This is a genomic window from Catenulispora sp. GP43 (assembly GCF_041260665.1).
In the GTDB taxonomy this organism is placed as follows: Bacteria; Actinomycetota; Actinomycetes; order Streptomycetales; family Catenulisporaceae; genus Catenulispora.
Map to the genome: position 1 here is coordinate 278,482 of NZ_JBGCCT010000005.1, position 19,246 is coordinate 297,727.

Below are 19,246 nucleotides of genomic sequence, written 5' to 3' on the forward strand. Positions count from 1 at the left end.
GGTCCCCAAAAGCCCGGGAAACCGGCGCCGATCACGCCCGCGGCACAACCACGACCGGGCAGTCCGCGTGGTGCAGCAGCGTGTGGGCGGTCGGCCCGGGGCGCATGCCGAGGTGGTCGTCGCCGCGCCGGTGCGCGCCCGCGACGATCAGGTCCGTGCTCCCGGTCAGGTCTGTCAGCGCCGCGCTCGGTGTGCCGCCCAGGACCTCGGCGACGACGTGGACTTCCGGATGCTCGGCGTGCCACGGGCGCAGCTGCCGCTCCAGGGTCGAGCGGATGTCGGCCCGGGCGTTCCGCTCTGCCTTGACCAGGCTGTCGGCGGTGTCGGGGTCGTCGGCCCCGATCCAGTCCAGGTCCCACACCGTGACCGCCTTCAGCTGCGCCCTGCGCATGGAGGCGTCGGCGAACGCGAAGTCCATCGACTCCTCAGCGGGATCCGCGACATCCACCGCGAGGAGGACCGTGTGGACGGGATCGCGCTGCGCGCCGCGGACGATCATCGTCGGGCACGAGGCCAGGGTCAGCGTGCGCATCGACACCGAGCCGAGCAGCAGGCCGGCGAACCCGCCGCGGCCGCGGTTGCCGAGCACCAGCAGGTCCGCGTCCCGGGAGGCCTCGGCCAGGGCGTCGGCGGCCGGCCCGGCGACGACCGCCGAGTCCACGGTCATGCCGGGATACCGCTGGCGCACCCCGGCGACGCCGGCTGCCGCGATCTCGTCGGCGGCCTCCTTCAGCGAGGTCTCCACGTCCGTCGGGAAGTAGCCGATCGGGCTCGTCAGGACGGCTTGGAAGGCGTTCACGACGGTGACCGAGCCGTTCCGCCAGGCCGCCTCCCGGCCGGCCTGGCCCAGGGCGCGCTCGCCGGACGGGCTCTGGTCGTACCCGACGACGACGGTGTGCTTCATGATGGCCTCCTTCTGCTTGGGCGGAACCGGGTCCGCGCCGCCGCCTTCAGCGCAGGCGGCGCAGGTAGGGATCGGTCGGGGTGCGCGGTTCGACACGGATGCGGAAGTCCGCCGCCGTCACGCCGTCCGGGGCGGCGATCAGGGGATTGATCTCAGCCTCGGCCACGCAGGTCTGCTCGGCGGCCAGCTGCGCCAGCCGGGACAGCACCTCGCGCACCACGACCACATCTCCTCCGGGCCGGCCGCGATAGCCGGCCAGCAGCCGGGCGGCGCGCGTGGAGCGCACCAGTTCCTCGGCGTCCGCGCCGGTCAGCGGGGCCAGCCGGTAGGCGCGGTCGGCGGCCAGGTCGGTGACGGTGCCGCCGATGCCGAAGGCCACCAGCGGGCCGAAGACCGCGTCGTCGTCGACGCCGACCAGCAGCTCCACGCCGGTCGGCGCCATCTCCTGCACCACCACGTCGGCCAGCCGGTCGCCGAACCTGTCCCGCAGCCGGCGCCAGCCCGCGCGGATCTCCTCCGGCCCGGACAGACCCAGCAGCACGCCGCCGGCATCGCTCTTGTGGATCAGCTCGGGCCAGTACGCCTTCAGCGCGACCGGGCCGCCCCAGACGTCCGCGGCGGTCACCGCGCTCTGTTCGTCGGTGGCCAGGACCAGGCGCGCGCAGCGGATCCCGTAGCAGGCCAGCAGATCCGCGGCACGGTCCGGCGGCAGCCAGCCGCCTTCGGGGTGAGTGGCCAGGAACAGGGAGATCAACCGCGCCGCGTCCCGCGAGCGGACGTCGGACAGCACCGGCACCTCGCCGCCGGGACGGCGCAGCCACGCCGCATAGGCGCAGGCATGACTCAGGGCTCTGGCAGCGTACTCGGCGTCCCCGTAGACCGGGGCGACCGCTCCGTCGGACCCCACTACGGTCCGGACCCCGGCAGCCTGATCCACCCGCACCGCGAGGGCGGGCACCGATCCGGTGCGGGCGTCGGCGGCGAGCGTCGCGGGCAACTCCGCCAGCGCCGTCGGGACCAGCAACAGCAGAACCGCGTCGACCTCGCCGGAGGCGGCCACGGTCTCCACCGCCGCACGCAGCAGATCCGCATCGGCCCCGGCCCCGGCGTCCACCGGGTTGCCGCAGTCGGCGGCCGGCCCCAGCAGGGTACTGAGACGCTCGCGCAACGCGCCGCCGAACTCCGGGACGGCCAGACCGGTCTCGACGCAGGCGTCGGCCCCCAGCACCCCCATGCCCCCGGCGTTGGACACCACCGCGACCCGGTTGCCGGTCGGCCGTGCGCCGGTCGCCAGCAGCGCGGCCGTCTCCACCAGTTCGGTGACCGAGTGGGTCGCGATGACGCCGGCCTGCCGGTACAGCGCCTCGCGGGTGATCCCCGGGGCCACGGAGGTCGCGGTGTGCGAGGCGGCGGCCCGGGACCCGGCCGCGGAGCGTCCCGCCGCGACGATCAGCACGGGCTTGGCGCGCGCCACGCGCCGGGCGTAGCGGGCGAACTTGCGCGGGTTGCCGAACGACTCCAGGTGCAGCAGCACCAGCCGCGTCGCGGGATCGCGCGACCACCAGGCCAGCAGGTCGTTGCCCGAGACGTCGGCCTTGTCGCCGAGCGAGGCGAAGGAGGCCGCGCCGATGCCGAGCCGGGACAGGTGGTCGAGCATCGCGATGCCCACGCCGCCGGACTGCACGCCGATCCCGGCCGCGCTGGCGATGGCAGAAGGTCCGATCACGGAAGATCCGATCGCGGTCGGCCCCATCGTCGCCGGCCCCGTCCCGGTCGGCCTGATCCGGGCCGGCCCGAGCGGGGTCTGCGGCCCGAACGTGGCGTCCATCGCCAGGTCCGGCCCGAACGAGGCGACACCCAGGCAGTTCGGCCCGACCAGCCGCATGCCGTGGCGGCGGCAGATCGCCTTCACGGTCATGCGCACCGAGGCCGACACCGGAGAAGTGATGATGGTCAGGGCCCTGACGCCGCGCCGTCCGCAGGCGGCGGCCGCCTCGACGAGCCCGTCCTGCGGTACCGCCACGACCGCCAGGTCGACCTGCTCCGGCAGCAGGTCGATCGAGCGCGAGCACGGCACGCCGGCGATCCGGTCCGCGTGCGGGTTCACCGCGAACAGCGGCCGGTCGAACCCCGCGGCCAGAAGATGGTCCAGGATCGCGCGCCCCACTCCGCCGCCGCGCCCGGCGCCGACCACGGCCACCGCGCGCGGCCGGAACAACGGTTCCAGCGACGCGGCGCTCGCCGCGAACTCGCGGTCGGCGACGACCTCCAGGTACGCGTCGTCCTCGGTGAGGTCGATCTCGTGGAAGACGGTGCCGCCGTGCTCGTACGCGGCGCTGTGGTTCAGTCCGGCCGAGGCGATGACGCGTTTCATCGCCAGGTTATCGGCCAGGGTCTCGGCCACGAACGTCCGGATCCCGGCGGCACGCGCGGCGCCGGCGAGGTGTTCCAGCAGCAGGGTGCCGATGCCGAGGCCGCGGTGGCCCTCGGCGACGGTGAAGCCGACCTCGGCGGCGTCGGCGTCCGGGCGCAGCCGCCAGGCCTCGCCCTCGCCGATGATCTCCTCGTCCTGGCCGTGGTGCGCCACGACCACCAGCGCGATCCGATCGGGATGCGGATCGCACAGCCTGCGGGCCGCTCCACGTCCGGCGGCGGTGCCGGAGGCGAAGAACCGCATGCGCGAACTCTCCGGGGACAACGCGGCGAACATCGCGATCAGGCCGTCGAGGTCCCCCTCGGCGGTGGGCCGGATCGACACCGTGGTGCCGTCGGCCAGCAGTGCGTGCACCGGTTCGCTCGGAAAGGCGGGCCGATCGGCGAGCGAGGCGGGTCCGTTCATGGCGTCCAGGTCCATTCGCGGATCTCCGGCAGATCCTCGCCGTGCTCGACGATCCAGGTCCGGTGCCGCGCCCTGGCGTCGGTCATGGCCTGCCGGATCGGCGCGGTCGTGGTGCCCTGCTCCTCGTAGCCGTGGAAGGCGAAGACGACCGGCTTGTAGCAGGAGAACAGGCCGTGCCGACCGGTGAGGTTGTCCCGCAGATGGATCTGGCCGGCGGGGACCGCGTGGTCGTGGATGGTCACGGCAGAAGGACCTTCTCTCCCGGGCGGGGGACGACAGCCGTCCACCGCAGGCGTTCGGTGATGCGCTCGCGCAGGAACTCGGCGGCTGTCGGCTCGCCGTGGACCAGGTAGGTGGTGTTCGGGGCCCGTACGGTGCCGAGCCATTCCAGGACTTCGGGGTAGTCGGCGTGCGCCGACAGGCCGGACAGCTGCACGATGCGCGCGCGGACCGGGACGTAGCGGCCGTGGATCTTCAGCGCTGTGGCGCCTTCGGTCAGGTCGCGGGCCCGGGTGCCGGCGGCGGCGAACCCGACGATCAGGACCGTGTTCCGCGGGTCCGGGAGCGCGGCCTGCAGGTGGTGCAGGATCCGGCCGCCGGTGGCCATGCCCGAGGCGGAGATCACGATCTGCGGGCCGTTGTGGACGTCGATGCGGCGGGACTCCTCCTGGGTCCGGGCCAGGCGCAGACCCGGGGGAAGGATCTCGGCCAGGCCGTTCTCGGTGACCGTCGGCAGGAACTGCGGTCGGTGGTCGGCCAGGGCCTCCGAATAGATGTCGAGCGCGGCCAGGGCCGTCGGGCTGTCGACGTAGATCGGGACGTCGCGCAGCACACCGCGCCGGGCCAGGCCGGCCAGCTCGTGCAGGATCATCTCGGTGCGGTCCACGGCGAAGGCCGGGATGAGCACCGTTCCGCCGTGTCTGAGCGTGGAGTCGACGGCGTCCTCGAACCGCGCCGCGGAACCGGCGTCGTCGTGGCGGCGGTCGCCGTAGGTCGACTCCAGGACCAGGGTGTCGGCGCCCTGGAACGGTGCCGGCGGCCGCAGCAGCGGATGGCGCGGGCGTCCCAGGTCGCCGGAGAAGACGATCGTCGAGGGCTGCGACGCGCCGTCCGGCCCCTCCAGGGTCAGCTCGGCCCAGGCCGAGCCGAGGATGTGGCCGGCGTTGCGCAGGCGGGCCTGGACGCCGTCGGCGATGCGGGCCGTGGTGTCGAAGTCGAGCTCGGTGAAGTACTCCAGGCAGCGTTCGACGTCCTTGGTGTCGTACAGCGGCAGCGCCGGCTCGTGCTTGCTCCAGCCGTGCTGGTTGGCGTGCTCGGCGTCCTCCTCCTGCAGATGCGCGGAGTCGCGGAGCACGATCCCGGCCAGCCGGATGGTCTCCGGCGTGGCGTACACCCGGCCGGTGAAACCGTCCCTGACCAACCGGGGCAGGTAGCCGCAGTGGTCCAGGTGGGCGTGCGTGACGACCGCCGCGTCGATGGACTCGGCGGCCACGGGCAGCGGCTCCCAGTTGCGCCGCCGCAGCTTGCCCAGCCCCTGGAACAGCCCGCAGTCCACGAGCACGGAGGAGCGCGTGGTGCGGACGAGGTACTTGCTTCCGGTGACGGTGCCGGCGCCGCCAAGGAAGGTCAGCGAGCCGGCGGATCGTGGTGCGCTCATGGCTTCTCCTCGCATGCCGACGCGGGCGGGGCGATCGTCCAATCGGAGGACACCGGGAACGGCACCCCCTCGAAGCCCGGCGGTCGGCTCGCAGCCCATCGGCTCAGAGCCCGCCGGTTCAGAGGCCGCCGGCTCTCAGGCGTCGTGCTCGTCGTCGGGGTGGTGCGGGATCCGGCGGCCGACGACCTTCTCGGTCACGATCTTGATGAAGTGCTCCCGCTCGCCCGGCGCCCACGGGTCGACGCCCAGCCCGGCCAGCCGGGTCTGCTCGGCGGGGCTGGTGATCAGCTTGGCGCGGCCCAGGAAGGTCACGTACCAGCCGTCGCGCGCCGCCTCGTCGATCCGGTCGACCTCGAAGGCGACGACGGTCTCGGCCACGCCGGCGCCGAACATCGAGCCCTTGCGGGTCCGGAACACCGGGTCGCGGCCGTCCAGCCGGAAGTTGACGATGAAGACGGCCGGCAGGGCGTAACGGCTGTAGACGATGCGGCCGATCGGCACCGTCGCGGCGAGGTCCAAGGCCTCGGCCTCGCTGAAGTGCTCCATGCGCTGTCCCACGGTCATGCCTCGATCGTGTCCATCGCCCGGGAGGCGGCAGAAGAGGCTTTGGACCCTACTTCCGAGGCCGTTCATTCCGGGTCGTCCGGGCGGGGCCGGATTAGAGTGGGCATGACAGACGCCGGTGCGGGCCGGCGGTCCGCCCACCGTCGGAAAGGCGGCTCGGGGATGGCCGATCGGGACATGGGCGAGCCCCGCAACTCTTTGCTCCCGCAGCTGCGGATGGACGAGCTGCTGGACGAGCTGATCTCCCGGGTGACCCAGATCCGGGCCACCCGGGACCGAGTGCAACAGCTTCTGCAGGGCGTCCTGGCCGTCTCCGGCGGCCTGGAGCTGGACCAGGTGCTGTCCACCATCATCGCCACCGCCACCGAGCTCGTGGACGCCCGCTACGGCGCCCTGGGGGTCATCGACAGCGCCGGGGAGCACCTGGAGCGCTTCGTCACCGTCGGGCTGAGCCAGCAGGAGATCGACGCCATCGGGCCCTACCCGACCGGCATGGGGCTGCTCGGCCAGCTCATCCGGCACCCGGTGCCGCTCCGGCTGGCCGACATCGCCGCTCACGAGTCCTCGTTCGGGTTCCCCGACAACCATCCGCCGATGCGGACTTTCCTTGGTGTTCCGATCCGGGTCCGGGACAAGGTCTACGGCAACCTGTACCTGACCGAGAAGCGCGGCGGCTCCCAGTTCGACGCCGATGACGAGACGCTGCTGACCGCCCTGGCCGCGGCGGCCGGCGTGGCGATCGACAACGCCCGCTTGTACGACGAGGCACAGCAGCGGCAGCGGCGCATGGAGGCGACCGCCGAGCTGACCCGGGCCCTGCTCTCCGGCGTCGATTCCCGGGACGTGCTCGCCGTGCTGGTCGAACGGGTGCGGGACATGGCCGGGGCGGAGCTGGTGATGGTATCGCTTCCGGGTTCCGCGGCCGGGCGGCTGACCGTCCAGGTCGCGGCGGGCACCGGCGAGAAGCGGGTGCTGGGCGAGTCGGCGCCGGTCGCCGGCTCCGAGGTGGGCGCGGTGTTCACCGACGGGATCGGGCACGCGATCGTCGACGGCGAGTGGGACGACGGGCCGTTGTGGAAGGAGCTCGGCCTGGGGCCGGCCTACATCGCCCCGCTCGGCGCGGCGGGCAAGGTGCGCGGGGCACTGGTGGCCGCCAAGCGGTTCGGGGCCCTGCCGTTCGACGCGGGTGTCGTGCGCATGCTGACCGAGGTCGGCTTGCAGGTCGCGGTCGCGCTGGAGCTGGCCGACCACCGGTCGGACGCGGACCTGCTGGCCCTGTACGCCGACCGGGACCGGATCGGCCGGGACCTGCACGACCTGGCCATCCAGCGGCTGTTCGCCACCGGGATGACGCTGCAGTCGGTCTTGAAGATCACCGAGAAGCAGGCGGTCCGGGACCGGGTGAACCGGGCCGTGTCCGAACTCGACGACACCATCAAGGTGATCCGCTCGACCATCTTCGCCCTGTCCGAGCACGGAGGGCCGGACGAGCCCGGGTTGCGGGCACAGGTGTTGCAGGTCTGTCAGGAGTCTTCGCCCGTGTTGGGCTTCACTCCCGCGGTGCGGTTCACCGGGCCGGTCGACTTCGAGGTCTCCGACGGCGCGGTCGAGCACGCGCTGGCCGTGACCCGGGAGGCGCTGTCGAACGTGGGGCGGCACGCACACGCTTCGAAGGCCGAGGTCGATGTGGAGACCGCCGACGGGTCGCTGGTGCTGCGGATCGCCGACGACGGGGTGGGGATGCCGGCGGACGCGGTCCGGCGCAGCGGGTTGGGGAACCTGGCCGACCGGGCTGCGGCGCTCGGCGGCGAGTTCTCGGTGGAGCCGGCTGAGGGTGGGGGGACGGTTTTGACGTGGCGGGTTCCGCTGGAGGATTGAGGGTGGGGCGAAGTCGGGGGTCGTGCGGCGCGCGGCTGGGTCGGGCTCAGCGGTGGCGGGACTGCCCGGACTTGATCTCGGAGACCATCACCGCGGCCTGCACGCGCCGGGTCAGACCGAGTTTCGCCAGCATCGCCGAGACGTAGTTCTTGACGGTCTTCTCGGCCAGGAACATCCGCTCGGCGATCTGCCGGTTGGTCAGGCCCTCGCCGATCAGGTCCAGGACCTTGTGCTCCTGCGAGGTCAGCTGCGCCAGCGGGTCCTTCTTCTCGTCGGCGGCCCGCAGCTTGGCCATCACCTTGGCCGCGAGCCTGGGGTCCAGCAGCGACTCGCCGCCGGCCACCGTCCGCACTGCCGAGACCAGTTCCGGGCCCAAAGTCTGCTTGAGCAGGTAGCCCGAGGCGCCGGCCATGATCGCGTCGAACAGCGCCTCCTCGTCGGCGAAGGACGTCAGCATCAGGCAGCTCAACTCGGGCAGCTTCGAGCGCAGTTCGCGGCACACCGTGACGCCGTCGCCGTCCGGGAGCCGCACGTCCAGGACGGCGACCCGGGGCCGCAGCGCCGGAACCCGGGCCAGGGCCTCGGCGGCGGTGGCACCCTCCCCGACGACCTCGAAGTCCGGCTCGTCCTCCAGCATGTCCCGCAGGCCTCGGCGGACGACCTGGTGGTCGTCCAGGAGGAACACGCCGATCTTGGTGCCGGCGGCGGTGGTGGTGGCGGTGGCAGTGGTGCTGTCGGTGGTGGCAGTGGTTTCGGTGGTGCCGTCGGTGTCGGTGCCGGTGGTGCCGTCGGGGCCGTTGCCGCCGTCCATGGTGCCGAGCCTCCCGTGGCCGCGTGGATGTCCTGCACACGACAGTAAGGCCGCGGCGCCTCCGCCGGACGGGCCGAAAGTCCTGTGTTGCGCGAGCCGGGGGATCAGGGCGCCCCGCGGCGCAGGAACACCACGTCGGTGTCGGGCGCGAGGGCGGTGTGCGGCGCCAGCGCGGCCCGTACCGCGCCGCGGATGTCGAGGCGGGCCGGGGGCTCCAGGACCTGGGTGGTGCTCACGTACACGGTCGCCAGGCGCTCGCGCTGGATCACGGCGATCCGCGGCTGGTCGTCGTCCCAGTGCGCGGCCAGCGCCCGCTGGACGGCGATGAGCAGGTCGCGGTGCGCGTCGGGGCCGAGTTCCGTGGGCGGCGGGGAGGGGGGTGCGTGGTCGTCGTAGACGGTGCTCATGGCTGGCCTGGCCGATCTGTCGAAGGATCCTCGTCCTTTTCCCAGATTCGCGCCGCGGCGTGCGTCGCCGCAGAGTCCATGATCCCGTTGTCGCAGGGTCGAAGGTCCCGGGGTCCTGCTCCGGGCGCCTCACGGCACCGGGCCGCCGGGCCCCGAAGCCCGGGAACGCACCGACGCCCACTGCATCGCGCGGCTGATGTCCGACGGGGTGACCATGCCGACCAGGCGGCCGTCGTCCAGGATCAGCGCGTGGTGCGCCGGTGCGGTGGTCAGGCGGGGGATCAGGGCTTCGGCCGGGTCGTCCGGGGCGGCCACGACCAGTTGGTCCAGGGGGTACATGATCTCGCGGAGCCTGATGTCTTCGCGGGCGGCGGGCGGGATGCGGCGGATGCGGTCCAGCGTGATCAGGCCGATCGGGGTGGGGTCGCCGACCGTGAGGGGGAATGCGGAGTGGCGGTGGTGTGACGGGTCCTCCAGGAAGCGCTCCACGGTCAAGGAGGCCGCGACCGGTTCCGGGTCGGGGGTCATGATCTGGCGGGCGCGGATTCCGGACAGCAGGGTGTGGATGCGGGTCTGGCGGCTCTCGGCCGTGGCCGAGACCAGGAGGAACCAGCCGGTGAGGGCGAACCAGAACCCTTCGATGCTCCCGGTCAGGAAGAGCAGCACGGTTCCGCCGCCGATGAAGAGCCAGCCCAGGAAACGGCCCGCCGCTGCGGCCGCCAGCGCGGAGCGATTGCGGTCGCCGGTACGCCACCAGACGAAGGCGCGCAGCAGGCGTCCCCCGTCCAGCGGGGCGGCCGGCAGGGCGTTGAACACCGCCAGCAGGATGTTGATGGCGCCGAGCCAGGCGGCCGAGGCGACGATGGGGCCGGGGGCGCCGGCGGTCCGCAGGGTGAGGGCGAAGCCGGTGAACAGTGCGCCGAGGAGCAGGCTGACCAGCGGTCCGATCCCGGCGACGCGCAGTTCGGCGGAGGCGGAGGGCATGTCGCCGTCCAGCCTGGTCATGCCGCCGAGCAGCCACAGCGTGATGCCGGAGACGGTGAGGCCGTTGCGGCGGGCCACGACCGCGTGCGAGAGCTCGTGGGCGAGCAGGCACAGGAAGAACAGCGTCGCGGTGATCAGGGCCGCGGTCCAGTACACGGCGTGGGAGTGGCCGGGCTCCTCCTGGGGGAGCACGGTCCCGGCCAGGCCCCACGCGATGAGGACGAAGACCACCAGGACCGACCAGTTCACGCCGACCTCGACGCCGAGGATGCGGCCCAGTTTCACGGTGTCGCCCATGTCAGAACCTCCGTTCCGACGCTCCACCTCCACGCTATGTCCTCATGCCGCGTGCCGGAACAGGACCATCGGCCCTGTTCATCGGCCGGAGCACGACATGTCCTGGTAGCGGGGACCTTGCGGTTCGGAGGAGACGCCATGGTCGGACGCCGCGTAGTCGTCGGTGTGGACGACAGCGACAACAGCCTCATCGCGCTCGACGCCGCGGCCGCGGAGGCGGCGCTGAGGCGTCGGCCGCTGCACGTCGTCCACGCCGACCCGTTCGCGGGCTCCGCTGCCGAGGGGCTCCCCGAGCCCGGACTCTGGGTGGACCGCGCGGTGCGGCGTGCCGGGGCCGGCCATCCGGAACTCACCGTCACCGGCGAGGTGGCCAGGGGTTTTCCGCAGGCGGTGCTGGTCGGGGCGTCCCGGGACGCCGAGCTGGTCGTCATCGGCGACCGCGGGCTCGGCGCGCTGGCCAGGGCACTGGCCGAGACGGTCGCGGGCGCTCTGGTGCTGAAGACGTCGTGTCCGGTGCTGGTGACGCGCGGCCTCGGCGACCCGGGTGGCCCGATCGCGGTCGGTGTCGACGGTTCGGCCGTTTCCCAGTCCGCGGTCGGCTTCGCCTTCGCCGAGGCGGATCTGCGCGGTCGGCGGCTCGCGGTGGTTCACGCGTGGACGCGTCCGGAGCCGCATCTGCCCGGCGTCGTCGTGTCCGTGCGGATCGGGGCGGAACGGCTGGTGTCCGAGGCGTCGGCGGGCTGGTGCGAGAAGTACCCGGATGTGTTGGTGAGCGACGTGCTGGTGCACGGGCTCCCGCGCCACGCGTTGATCGACGCCGGTGAGAGCGCGTCCCTGATGGTCGTCGGTGCGCGGGGCCGGACCATGCCGGCGGGTCTCGGGTCGGTCAGTCGGCATCTGGTCTATCGCGCACCATGTCCGGTGGTCGTCGTACCGCGTTGAGCGTCGTCGAACCGCGTCGAACCGCGTCGAGCAAGGAGGCAAACACCATGGGAGTCGTCGTCGGCTATGGCCGGAGCCCGTCCAGCGAGCGCGCGGTCGATGTGGCGGCGGAAGAGGCCGCGCGACGTGGTGTCGAGCTCACAGTGGTGCACGCGCTCCACCATCATCACGGCGCGGCGATGTCCCGTGCCGAGTCCTCGTCCGCGCTCACGGGGCAGGATGTCGCCGAGGAAGGCGCCGAACGCGCCCGGGTCGGTCACCCCGGGCTGTCGGCGCACGCGGTGTCGGTGGAGGGCACGGCTCCGGCGGCGCTCGGTGCGGCGTCGGCGGACGCGGATCTGCTGGTCGTCGGGCATCGGGGGCGCGGCGGGTTCGCCGGTCTGCAGCTCGGTGACGTGGCCGTGCGGACCGTGGCCCGGGCCGGCTGCCCGGCCGTGGTCGTGCAGGGCGCCTCTGACGGCACCCGCGGCGTGGTGGTGGCGGCCGTGGATGTCGGCGACAGTGCCGAGGAGGTCCTCGAGTTCGCCTTCGCCGAGGCCGCTCAACGGGGTGCGCGGCTGAAGGTGGTCAGCGCGCTGGAGATGCTCTGGCCCTTCGCGTATGCCGGTGACCATGGTCAGTTGCGTCATGCGTCGGAGGAGGTCGGGGAACGTGCCGACGCGGCCCTGCAGGAACGGCTGCGACCGTGGCGGGAGAAGCATTCGGATGTCGTCGTGGAGTGCGAGCTGGACCAGGGGGCGCCGAGCACGGTTCTGGCCGAGGCCACGACGCACGCGGACCTGATCGTCGTCGGCGGTCGCCGGCGCGGGGAGCACCAGGGAATGCACCACGGTCCGACCGCGACCGCCCTGCTGCACCACGCCGACTGCCCGGTCGCGGTCGTTCCGCACGGGTGAACGTTCCGCACGGGTGAACGCCGGCGGCCGCGCCGTTCCGGGCCTCGGGCCTTTTCAGGCTTCTTCGGGCTTCTTAGGGCTCGAGGGCGGGTTCCCGGACGGCGCGGCCGCGGTCGTTCTCGGCGTTCTCGGTCGTTCTCAGGCCAGCACCTTCTCCTTGGCTCGCTGGAACTCCTCCTCGCTCAGGACCCCGTCGTTCTTCAGCCCGGCGAGTCTGGTGAGCTCGGCCCCGGTGTCCGTCTTGGAGCCGCCGTCGCTGCCCGCTGTCTTGCGGATGTAGTCGTCGAACTGTTCCTGGTTCTGCCGGGCCTGGTCGACATCCCGTTCGCCCATGCTGTGGCCCCGCACGATGAGGTAGACGAACACCCCGATGAACGGCAGGACGCAGCAGAAGATGATCCACCCCGTCTTGGCCCAGCCGGACAGCTTGCGGTCCCGGAAGACGTCTGCGAACACGCGGAACAGCAACAGGAACCACATGATCCACAGGAAGAACCAGAGCATCATCCAGAAGGCGTTGAGAAGGGGATGGGACATGGTGTGCCTCCTTCGGTCGCCCCGCAGGCGGGGCGGGTCGTGCCCACTACCACGGTCTTGATTCGATCGTCCGCGCGGCCGGGATGGGGGAGCAGAGGCTTTAGGCCCTAGTTATTCCGATATGTATTGCTTTCAACCTGATCCCGGCCGCTGCCGATGCGGGCTCGCGGCGCGACACTTGACGTGGAGGTGCCGTATGAACCCCGCCGTGCCGCAGTCGATGAACGCCTGGGCCGTCAGGCGTCCGGGCCCGATCGAGCAGGGACCCCTCGAGCTGGTCTCCAAGCCGGTGCCGCAGCCGGGGCCCGGGGAGCTGCTGGTGCGGGTCATCGCGTGCGGGGTGTGCCGCACCGATCTGCATGTCAGTGAAGGCGATCTGCCGGTGCGGCGCGAGCGCGTCACGCCGGGCCACGAGGTGGTCGCCGCGGTCGCCGCGCTGGGACCCGGCACGAGCGGTTCCGGGTTCGCGATCGGCGACCGGGTCGGGGCGGCCTGGCTGCGCAGCACCTGCGGGCACTGCCGGTTCTGCCTGCGCGGCGCGGAGAACCTGTGCCCGCAGTCCTCCTACACCGGCTGGGACGCCGACGGCGGCTATGCCGAGTACATGACGGTTCCGGCGGCCTTCGCGTACCGGCTCCCAGCGGGTTACACCGACGCCGAGCTGGCGCCGCTGCTGTGCGCGGGCATCATCGGCTACCGCGCACTGCAACGCGCGGCGGTCCCGGACGGCGGCCGACTCGGCATCTACGGCTTCGGCGGCAGTGCGCATCTGGCCGCGCAGGTCGCGTTGGCTCGCGGCGCCACGGTCCACGTCATGACGCGTGGTGAGCGGGCTCAGCGGTTGGCCTTGCAACTGGGGGCGGCTTCCGTGGTCGGGGCCTACGACGAGCCGCCGGAGAAGCTGGACGCGGCGATCCTGTTCGCCCCGGTCGGCGACCTGGTCCCGGTGGCGCTGCGCGCGCTGGACCGGGGCGGCGTGCTGGCGATCGCCGGGATCCATCTGTCCGACGTGCCTTCGCTGGTGTACGAGCGGGACCTGTTCTACGAACGCCAGATCCGCAGCGTCACGGCGAACACCCGCGCTGACGGGGAGGACTTCCTGCGGTTCGCCGCGGAGCACCGTCTTGAGGTGACGACTCACCCGTATCCGCTTCGGGAGGCGCAGCAGGCGTTGCGGGATCTCAAGGCAGGGCTCTTCGACGGAGCCGCGGTGCTCGAACCCTGATACTCAGCTGTGCAGGTCGAGTACCGCCGAGCGGATACCGTCCAGGGCCTGGTCGAGCTTGTCGATCGCCTCGGCCACGCGGTCCCCGGCGGCGCAGTCGCCGATCAGGCTCTGGGCGCCGGCCAGGCTCAGGCCGGCGGACAGCAGGGCCCGGACGATGGTGTCGGTCAGGTCCAGGACGGTGGACTGTGTCGATGTCGATGTCGATGTCGATGTCGATGTCGATGTCGATGCCGGTGTCGGCGCCGTCGCCCGCCAGTCTGGGCCGTCATGGCCGCCGAGGCGCCGCCCGGTCCGTCCGTTCAGGCTCCGGGCCAGCGCCTCGCCGGCCACCAGGCCGTAGAGCCGGGTCACCTCCAGGGCCCTGGCCGTCGGGACGCCGGGGTACGGGAAGTGCGTCGACACCACGCCGACCAGGTTCCCGTCGACGTCGATCAGCGGTGTGGACTGGACGGCGCGGAACCTCGCGGCCGCGGCGATGGCGCGGTGTGAGGTGTAGCCCTCGTCGGTGTCCACATCGGCGATGACGGCCTGCCGGTGTTCGGTCAGCGCGCGTCCGCAGGCGGAGGTGTCGTCGGCGACGACGGCGAAGTGCTCCAGGAAGTCCTGGCCGAAGCCCGCGGAGGCGACGATCCGCAGCTGGTGCGTGGCGGGCTCGGTGAGCTGGATGTTGCCGAGGTCCGCCCCGGTCAGGGCCATCGTCTCGTCCAGGACGGTGGCGGCGGCGACGTCGGTGGGCCAGCCCGCCGCGAGCTGCGCCGCGGCGTGTTGCAGCAGGTGGGCGGTGGCGGCGTCGTCGAGGCTCAGGCGGATGAAGGAGATCAGATTCTGGTCCGGTGCGGCCGGATGCCGCGGACCCTGCCGTGCCGGGGCGAAGCGCCGGGCGCTGTCGGCGTGCTCGAGAAGCCTTGGAACGGCACCGATTGCTGTGGTCATGGGCGACTCGCCTCCTGATGAGTCAACAGTACGCCCGACCGGCGGAAACGTGATCTCGGGAGCGTTGTCAGGACGGCCCAGAACGGCTTCAGAACAGCCTCAGGACGGGCATCAGCGCTCGCGGTGATGGAGGAGCTCGTACGGTCCGGGGCCCGGAGGCCGGTCCCGCGCGCCGTCCCGGTCGTATTCGAGGTCGTCGACCACGGCCGCGACACCGTCGGCGCGCCCGACCACCTCGCCGATCAGCCGGGCCAGCCCCCGGGTCTCGACGCGGCCGCCGAGCAGGACCACGCCGTCGTCGACGAGGATGTTCAGGTCCGCCGGATCGATCCAGAAGACGCCGCGGATGATGTCCTCGGCGACCTCCCGCCGGATCTCCGCGTCGGGGCGGACGAAGACGGCCAGCAGGTCCGAGCGGCTGACCACGCCCTTCAGGACGCCGCGCGCGTCGGTGACGACCAGCTGCTTCACCCGCTGCTCGGCCATCCTGCGGGCCGCCGCCGGGGCCGCCGCCTCCGGCCCGATCGTCAACGCCGGGGCGGTCATCAGCTCCTGGGTGGTGGTCGCGGCGATCTCCGCCTCGGCCCTCCGCCGGGCGCGGCCGGCCAGCAGGCGGCGTCCGAACCCGTGCGGCTCGGCCGCGCAGGCCGACTCCTTGCGCAGCAGGTCCGACCCGGACACGACGCCGAGCACCCGGCCGCCTCCGTTGACCACGGGCACGGCGCCGACATGATGGCGTTCGAGCAGCTCGGACACCGTGGTGAAGGGGGCGTCGGCGGGGACCGTGACGACCTGGTCGGCCGGAGTCATCAGACGGGAGACGGCTGTGTGGTTCATGGTTGCTCCGCGTCCCCCCGGGCGGGTGTGCTGGTCCGGCTGTCAGGCGGCCTTCGTCGTCCCCTCGACCGTCCGGTGTTCCGGCATCTGTCTGAGCCGGACCTTCCAGTCCTCGCCGTCGCTCACGACGTCGACCTCGGCGGCGCAGGTCCAGGTGTCCGCCTCGGCGATGGCGCAGGCCAGCCCGCGCGCCACGGACCGCGCGGCGTGCCGCCCCTCGATCGCGGCGACCACGAACTGGCTGCCCCCGATCGTCACGACGCGCACGCCCTCCACGCAATTGATCTGCCGGATCTGGTCCGCGCGGAGGAGGTCGCCGCCCGCCGTGCTGATCCAGACATGGTTCATGAGTGCTCCCTCTATGGACATTTTGCCCCGCTTTGTGCGATTACGGAACGGTCTTTCGGCCCGGTGAGGGAGTGGCCATAGGTCCCGAAGAGCGCCGGAGGGCCGGCGATCCAGGTGGATCGCCGGCCCACCGACCTTCCAGCCTTCCGGCCTACCTGCGCGCCGCTCAGTGCTGCAGCTTCTCCGGTGTCATCCCGGGGCAGGTCGTGGTCGCGGGCAGCAGCTCGCGCGCGGCCTGCTCCTGGGCGTCGCTGGTGCCGCCGAGCAGGGGGGCCGAAGCCGTGGTCCCGTCGGGGCGGACGATGGTCACCGAGGTGATGTCCGGGTAGGCCAGGAATCCGTTGGCCGCGTCCCGGGTCGTGAGCTTGACCTCGACGAGGCCGGACGCGCCGACCGTGACCGGGTCCGCCTGGAAGGGGACCGGACTCCCGTAGACCTTCGCGTTCGTCTTAGTGCCCGCGACCGTCACCTTCGAGCCGGGGGCGGCTACCACGACGGCGTAGAAGACCTGGGCCGGCGAGTCGAGTTCGGCCAGCGGCGCCGCCTCGACGTGGGCCGCCTCGCTCGCGTCGACGGTCTCCGGCAGCTGGAGCCAGACCCCCTTGTAGGAGCCGGAGCCGAACATGCGGTACACGGCGCCGCCGTGGCTGACGTCGACGACGACCGCGCCGTCGCCGCCGGCGTGCGCCAGGTCGCCGGCCCACTGGAGCTTGAAGGTGTAGGACGACAGCGGGTAGCCGCACAGCTTGAAGGAGCCGACCAGGTTGTCCAGGACGTCGCGGGTGCCGTCGCTGACCGGCTTGCCGTAGGCGTGGATCATCGCGTCCACCGCCGGCTTCGCCTGCGCCGTCGACGTCTGGTAGCCGGGGAACAGCGAGTAGTCGGTGGGCCAGCCGAACATCATCGCCTGGCTGGTGGTGAAGGTCAGGGGCGGCGGCGTCGAGGTGGTTGTCGACGCCGTGGTCGGCGGCGCGGCCGGCGCGGAGTGCGTCACCGGATCGGTCGCGGGGTTGGTCGCGGGGTTGGTCGGCGGTGCGAACGGCGAGGTCGTCGTGCTGCCCGCGGCCGCGGCCGAGGCCGGCCCCGCCGAGCCGCCGCGCCCCACCGCGCTGCCGATCCCGACCGCCGCTCCCAGCACGGCCACTACGGCCAGCGACGCGCCGAGGGTGGCCCGCCTCCTGCGGTCGCGGGCGATCGCCGGGCCGAGCGGCCCGTAGGGGTCAGCTGAGCGCGGGGTCAGAGCGGCGGCGGCCCGCAGGCTGTCGGCCAGCTCGTCGGCGAGCGCGCCCTCGTGCTCGTCAGCGAGCGAGCTCTCGTGGTCGTCGGTCATGTTGTCCTCCGTCATCCGGGTCACCCGGCTTTCCAGGCGGAGGCCGCGGCATGCTCGGCCGCGGCCTCCGTTCCGAGTTGCGTCCGGAGCTTGGCCAGAGCCCTGGACGTCTGGGACTTGACGGTGCCGACGGAGCACCCGAGAACCTCGGCGGTCTCGGTCTCCTTGAGGTCTTCCAGGTAGCGCAGAACGATGATCGCCCGCATCCGCGGCGGCAGCGCCAGCACCGCACGCCACACCTGATCGCGCCGATCGACGGCCTCAGTACCGTCGGCCGCCACCACCTCCGGCACGAACGCGACCGGCCGCTCGGACCGATGCGCGGCCCGCCGCCACCAGGAAGCGTGCAAGTGGACCACGACCCGCCGCGCGTAGTGCTCCGGCACATCCCGCCGCTCGATCCGCGTCCACGCCCGATACGTCCGCACCAGCGCCGTCTGCACCAGGTCCTCGGCCCTGGCGTAGTCACCGGTCAGCACGTAAGCCGTGCGCACCAGCCGATGCCGGCTGTCGATCACGAACTGTCGGAATTCCTCTTCGTGCTCCGCGCGCACGCCCCCGCCCCTTCGCTGTTCATATCCGGGCTCTGCCGGACACCGTCAGGGCCAGAGTCCTTGGGGGCGTGGGAAGGTTGGCTCGCGGTTGGAGGAATGTTCGCGAGCTCAGCTCGACTCCCGCACGATCAACCGCGTCGGCAGTATCAAAGGGCTGGGCTGCCCCCCGTCGACCACCGCCACCAGCATCCGCGCCATCTCCCGGCCCCAGGCCTGGATGGACTGGTGCACGGTGGTCAGCGGCGGCGTGGTGTGCCGGGCGGCCTGGTAGTCGTCGAAGCCGGTGAGGGCCACGTCGTCGGGGACGCGGCGGCCGGTCGCGGTGAGGACGCGCAGGGCGCTGATGGCCATGGTGTCGTTGCCGGCCGCGACCGCGTCGAGGTCGGGGTGGCGGGCCAGGAGGGCCTGCATCGCCTGGGTGCCGCTGGCTTCTGTGTAGTCGCCGTGGACGACGCGGGTGGCGTCCAGGCCGGCGACGGCCATGGCGTCCAGGTGGCCGCGGTGGCGGGCCAGGCCAGCGTCGCTGTCGAGGGGGCCGGTGATGGCGGCTATGCGGCGGCGGCCTCGGGCTATGAGGTGCTCGGTGGCTGCTCGGGCGCCGCCGCGGTTGTCGGAGTCGACGTAGAAGCGGGGTTCGAAGTTCAGCGGTCGGCCACCGAAGACGACCGGGGTGTCGGCTTGTTCGGCCTGGTCGGTCAGGGGGTCGTCGCTGTGGCGGCCCATCAGCATCACGCCGGCGGCGCTGTGGGTGCGCAGGATCTGCTGGAGTTTCGCGCGGCTGCGCGGGGAGTTCACCAGGACCAGCATCAGTTCCAGGCCGGTCTCCTCCAGGGCCGCGGTGACTCCGGCGATGGCCTGGCTGTAGAACGGGGTGTCCTGGCCGAGGGCCGAGTCGTCGTCGGTGATGGCCAGGACCACGGCGCCGGCGCGGCGGGTGGCCAGGGCGCGGGCCGTCGCGTTGGGGACGTAGCCCAGCTCCCTTACCGCCTTCTGGACCGCCTCGCGCTTGGCCTTGCTGACGTGCGGGGCGTTGTTCAGGACCCGGGAGGCCGCGGTGCGCGAGACGCCGGCCCGCTCGGCGACCTCGTCGAGGGTGGGCTGGCGGCGGGAGGCCTCGGGCATGGCGGGTCTGCCTTTCGCCGGGGGACTGGAAGCGCTCCCATCATCTCATCAAGCGGTTCGTCGCGAGCCGGCGAGCTGTGCGCCGTGATCCGCCGTGGCAGGGCTCGTCATTGCCGGTACGTAACAGAATCCTGGCAAGCCCCCTTCCCTGGCGGCCATTGCGCGGTTACTCTCACCG

19 protein-coding genes are annotated in these 19,246 nt (G+C 72.4%); 4 read left to right on the forward strand and 15 right to left on the reverse strand.

The annotated features are described in order from the left end of the window. Positions 1-31: 31 nt before the first annotated feature. The 5 genes from ABH926_RS13390 to ABH926_RS13410 form a co-directional block, all read right to left on the reverse strand. Entirely contained in the window at positions 32-904 is an 873-nt protein-coding gene (locus tag ABH926_RS13390; RefSeq protein ID WP_370365806.1) for a universal stress protein, read from the reverse strand. Between the two features lie 46 nt (positions 905-950). Then, positions 951-3,758, reverse strand: a complete 2,808-nt coding sequence (locus tag ABH926_RS13395; protein ID WP_370365807.1) for a GNAT family N-acetyltransferase — start codon at positions 3,756-3,758, stop codon at positions 951-953. Next, on the reverse strand, positions 3,740-3,985 hold the full coding sequence (locus tag ABH926_RS13400; protein ID WP_370365808.1) for a hypothetical protein: 246 nt from the start codon (positions 3,983-3,985) through the stop codon (positions 3,740-3,742). Before ABH926_RS13400 ends, ABH926_RS13395 begins: the two co-directional genes overlap by 19 nt. Beyond that, positions 3,982-5,400 (reverse strand): MBL fold metallo-hydrolase RNA specificity domain-containing protein, encoded by a 1,419-nt coding sequence (locus tag ABH926_RS13405; protein WP_370365809.1) that lies wholly within the window; start codon positions 5,398-5,400, stop codon positions 3,982-3,984. Before ABH926_RS13405 ends, ABH926_RS13400 begins: the two co-directional genes overlap by 4 nt. 135 nt (positions 5,401-5,535) lie before the next feature. Then, the gene (locus ABH926_RS13410) at positions 5,536-5,964 is read right to left on the reverse strand and encodes a pyridoxamine 5'-phosphate oxidase family protein (protein WP_370365811.1); all 429 of its coding nucleotides are present in this window, start codon (positions 5,962-5,964) and stop codon (positions 5,536-5,538) included. A 162-nt stretch (positions 5,965-6,126) separates the two neighbouring features. On the opposite strand from ABH926_RS13410, the gene ABH926_RS13415 reads away from it, so the two are divergent. Next, positions 6,127-7,842, forward strand: a complete 1,716-nt coding sequence (locus ABH926_RS13415) for a GAF domain-containing protein (RefSeq protein ID WP_370365812.1) — start codon at positions 6,127-6,129, stop codon at positions 7,840-7,842. 46 nt (positions 7,843-7,888) lie between these two features. On the opposite strand, the gene ABH926_RS13420 is transcribed toward ABH926_RS13415, so the two are convergent. The 3 genes from ABH926_RS13420 to ABH926_RS13430 all read right to left on the reverse strand — a co-directional run bounded on the left by ABH926_RS13420 (position 7,889) and on the right by ABH926_RS13430 (position 10,341). Next, on the reverse strand, positions 7,889-8,653 hold the full coding sequence (locus tag ABH926_RS13420) for a response regulator (protein WP_370365813.1): 765 nt from the start codon (positions 8,651-8,653) through the stop codon (positions 7,889-7,891). Between the two features lie 104 nt (positions 8,654-8,757). Next, positions 8,758-9,060 (reverse strand): hypothetical protein, encoded by a 303-nt coding sequence (locus ABH926_RS13425; RefSeq protein ID WP_370365814.1) that lies wholly within the window; start codon positions 9,058-9,060, stop codon positions 8,758-8,760. A 129-nt stretch (positions 9,061-9,189) separates the two neighbouring features. Further along, a complete protein-coding gene (locus ABH926_RS13430) occupies positions 9,190-10,341 on the reverse strand; it encodes a site-2 protease family protein (protein ID WP_370365815.1) in 1,152 nt (383 codons plus the stop codon). A 138-nt stretch (positions 10,342-10,479) separates the two neighbouring features. On the opposite strand from ABH926_RS13430, the gene ABH926_RS13435 reads away from it, so the two are divergent. Then, positions 10,480-11,283: a universal stress protein gene (locus ABH926_RS13435; protein ID WP_370365816.1), complete on the forward strand. Its 804-nt coding sequence runs from the start codon at positions 10,480-10,482 to the stop codon at positions 11,281-11,283. A gap of 47 nt (positions 11,284-11,330) precedes the next feature. Then, positions 11,331-12,179 (forward strand): universal stress protein, encoded by an 849-nt coding sequence (locus ABH926_RS13440; RefSeq protein ID WP_370365817.1) that lies wholly within the window; start codon positions 11,331-11,333, stop codon positions 12,177-12,179. Between the two features lie 138 nt (positions 12,180-12,317). Here the strand turns inward: ABH926_RS13440 and ABH926_RS13445 are convergent, their stop codons facing one another. Continuing rightward, on the reverse strand, positions 12,318-12,716 hold the full coding sequence (locus tag ABH926_RS13445; protein WP_370365818.1) for an SHOCT domain-containing protein: 399 nt from the start codon (positions 12,714-12,716) through the stop codon (positions 12,318-12,320). A 220-nt stretch (positions 12,717-12,936) separates the two neighbouring features. On the opposite strand from ABH926_RS13445, the gene ABH926_RS13450 reads away from it, so the two are divergent. Beyond that, complete coding sequence (locus ABH926_RS13450) at positions 12,937-13,941, forward strand: zinc-binding alcohol dehydrogenase family protein (protein WP_370365962.1); 1,005 nt, start codon at positions 12,937-12,939, stop codon at positions 13,939-13,941. Positions 13,942-13,944: 3 nt separating this feature from the next. On the opposite strand, the gene ABH926_RS13455 is transcribed toward ABH926_RS13450, so the two are convergent. The 6 genes from ABH926_RS13455 to ABH926_RS13480 form a co-directional block, all read right to left on the reverse strand. After that, a complete protein-coding gene (locus ABH926_RS13455; protein ID WP_370365820.1) occupies positions 13,945-14,877 on the reverse strand; it encodes a GAF domain-containing protein in 933 nt (310 codons plus the stop codon). Between the two features lie 111 nt (positions 14,878-14,988). Next, positions 14,989-15,714, reverse strand: a complete 726-nt coding sequence (locus ABH926_RS13460; RefSeq protein WP_370365821.1) for a CBS domain-containing protein — start codon at positions 15,712-15,714, stop codon at positions 14,989-14,991. A gap of 42 nt (positions 15,715-15,756) precedes the next feature. After that, positions 15,757-16,062: a hypothetical protein gene (locus ABH926_RS13465; RefSeq protein WP_370365822.1), complete on the reverse strand. Its 306-nt coding sequence runs from the start codon at positions 16,060-16,062 to the stop codon at positions 15,757-15,759. A gap of 166 nt (positions 16,063-16,228) precedes the next feature. Further along, positions 16,229-17,407 (reverse strand): hypothetical protein, encoded by a 1,179-nt coding sequence (locus ABH926_RS13470; protein ID WP_370365823.1) that lies wholly within the window; start codon positions 17,405-17,407, stop codon positions 16,229-16,231. Between the two features lie 5 nt (positions 17,408-17,412). Next, positions 17,413-17,946: a SigE family RNA polymerase sigma factor gene (locus ABH926_RS13475; protein WP_370365824.1), complete on the reverse strand. Its 534-nt coding sequence runs from the start codon at positions 17,944-17,946 to the stop codon at positions 17,413-17,415. Between the two features lie 108 nt (positions 17,947-18,054). Further along, positions 18,055-19,068 carry a LacI family DNA-binding transcriptional regulator gene (locus ABH926_RS13480; RefSeq protein WP_370365825.1) on the reverse strand — a complete coding sequence of 338 codons (1,014 nt, stop codon included), beginning with the start codon at positions 19,066-19,068 and terminating at the stop codon, positions 18,055-18,057. Positions 19,069-19,246 lie beyond the last annotated feature (178 nt).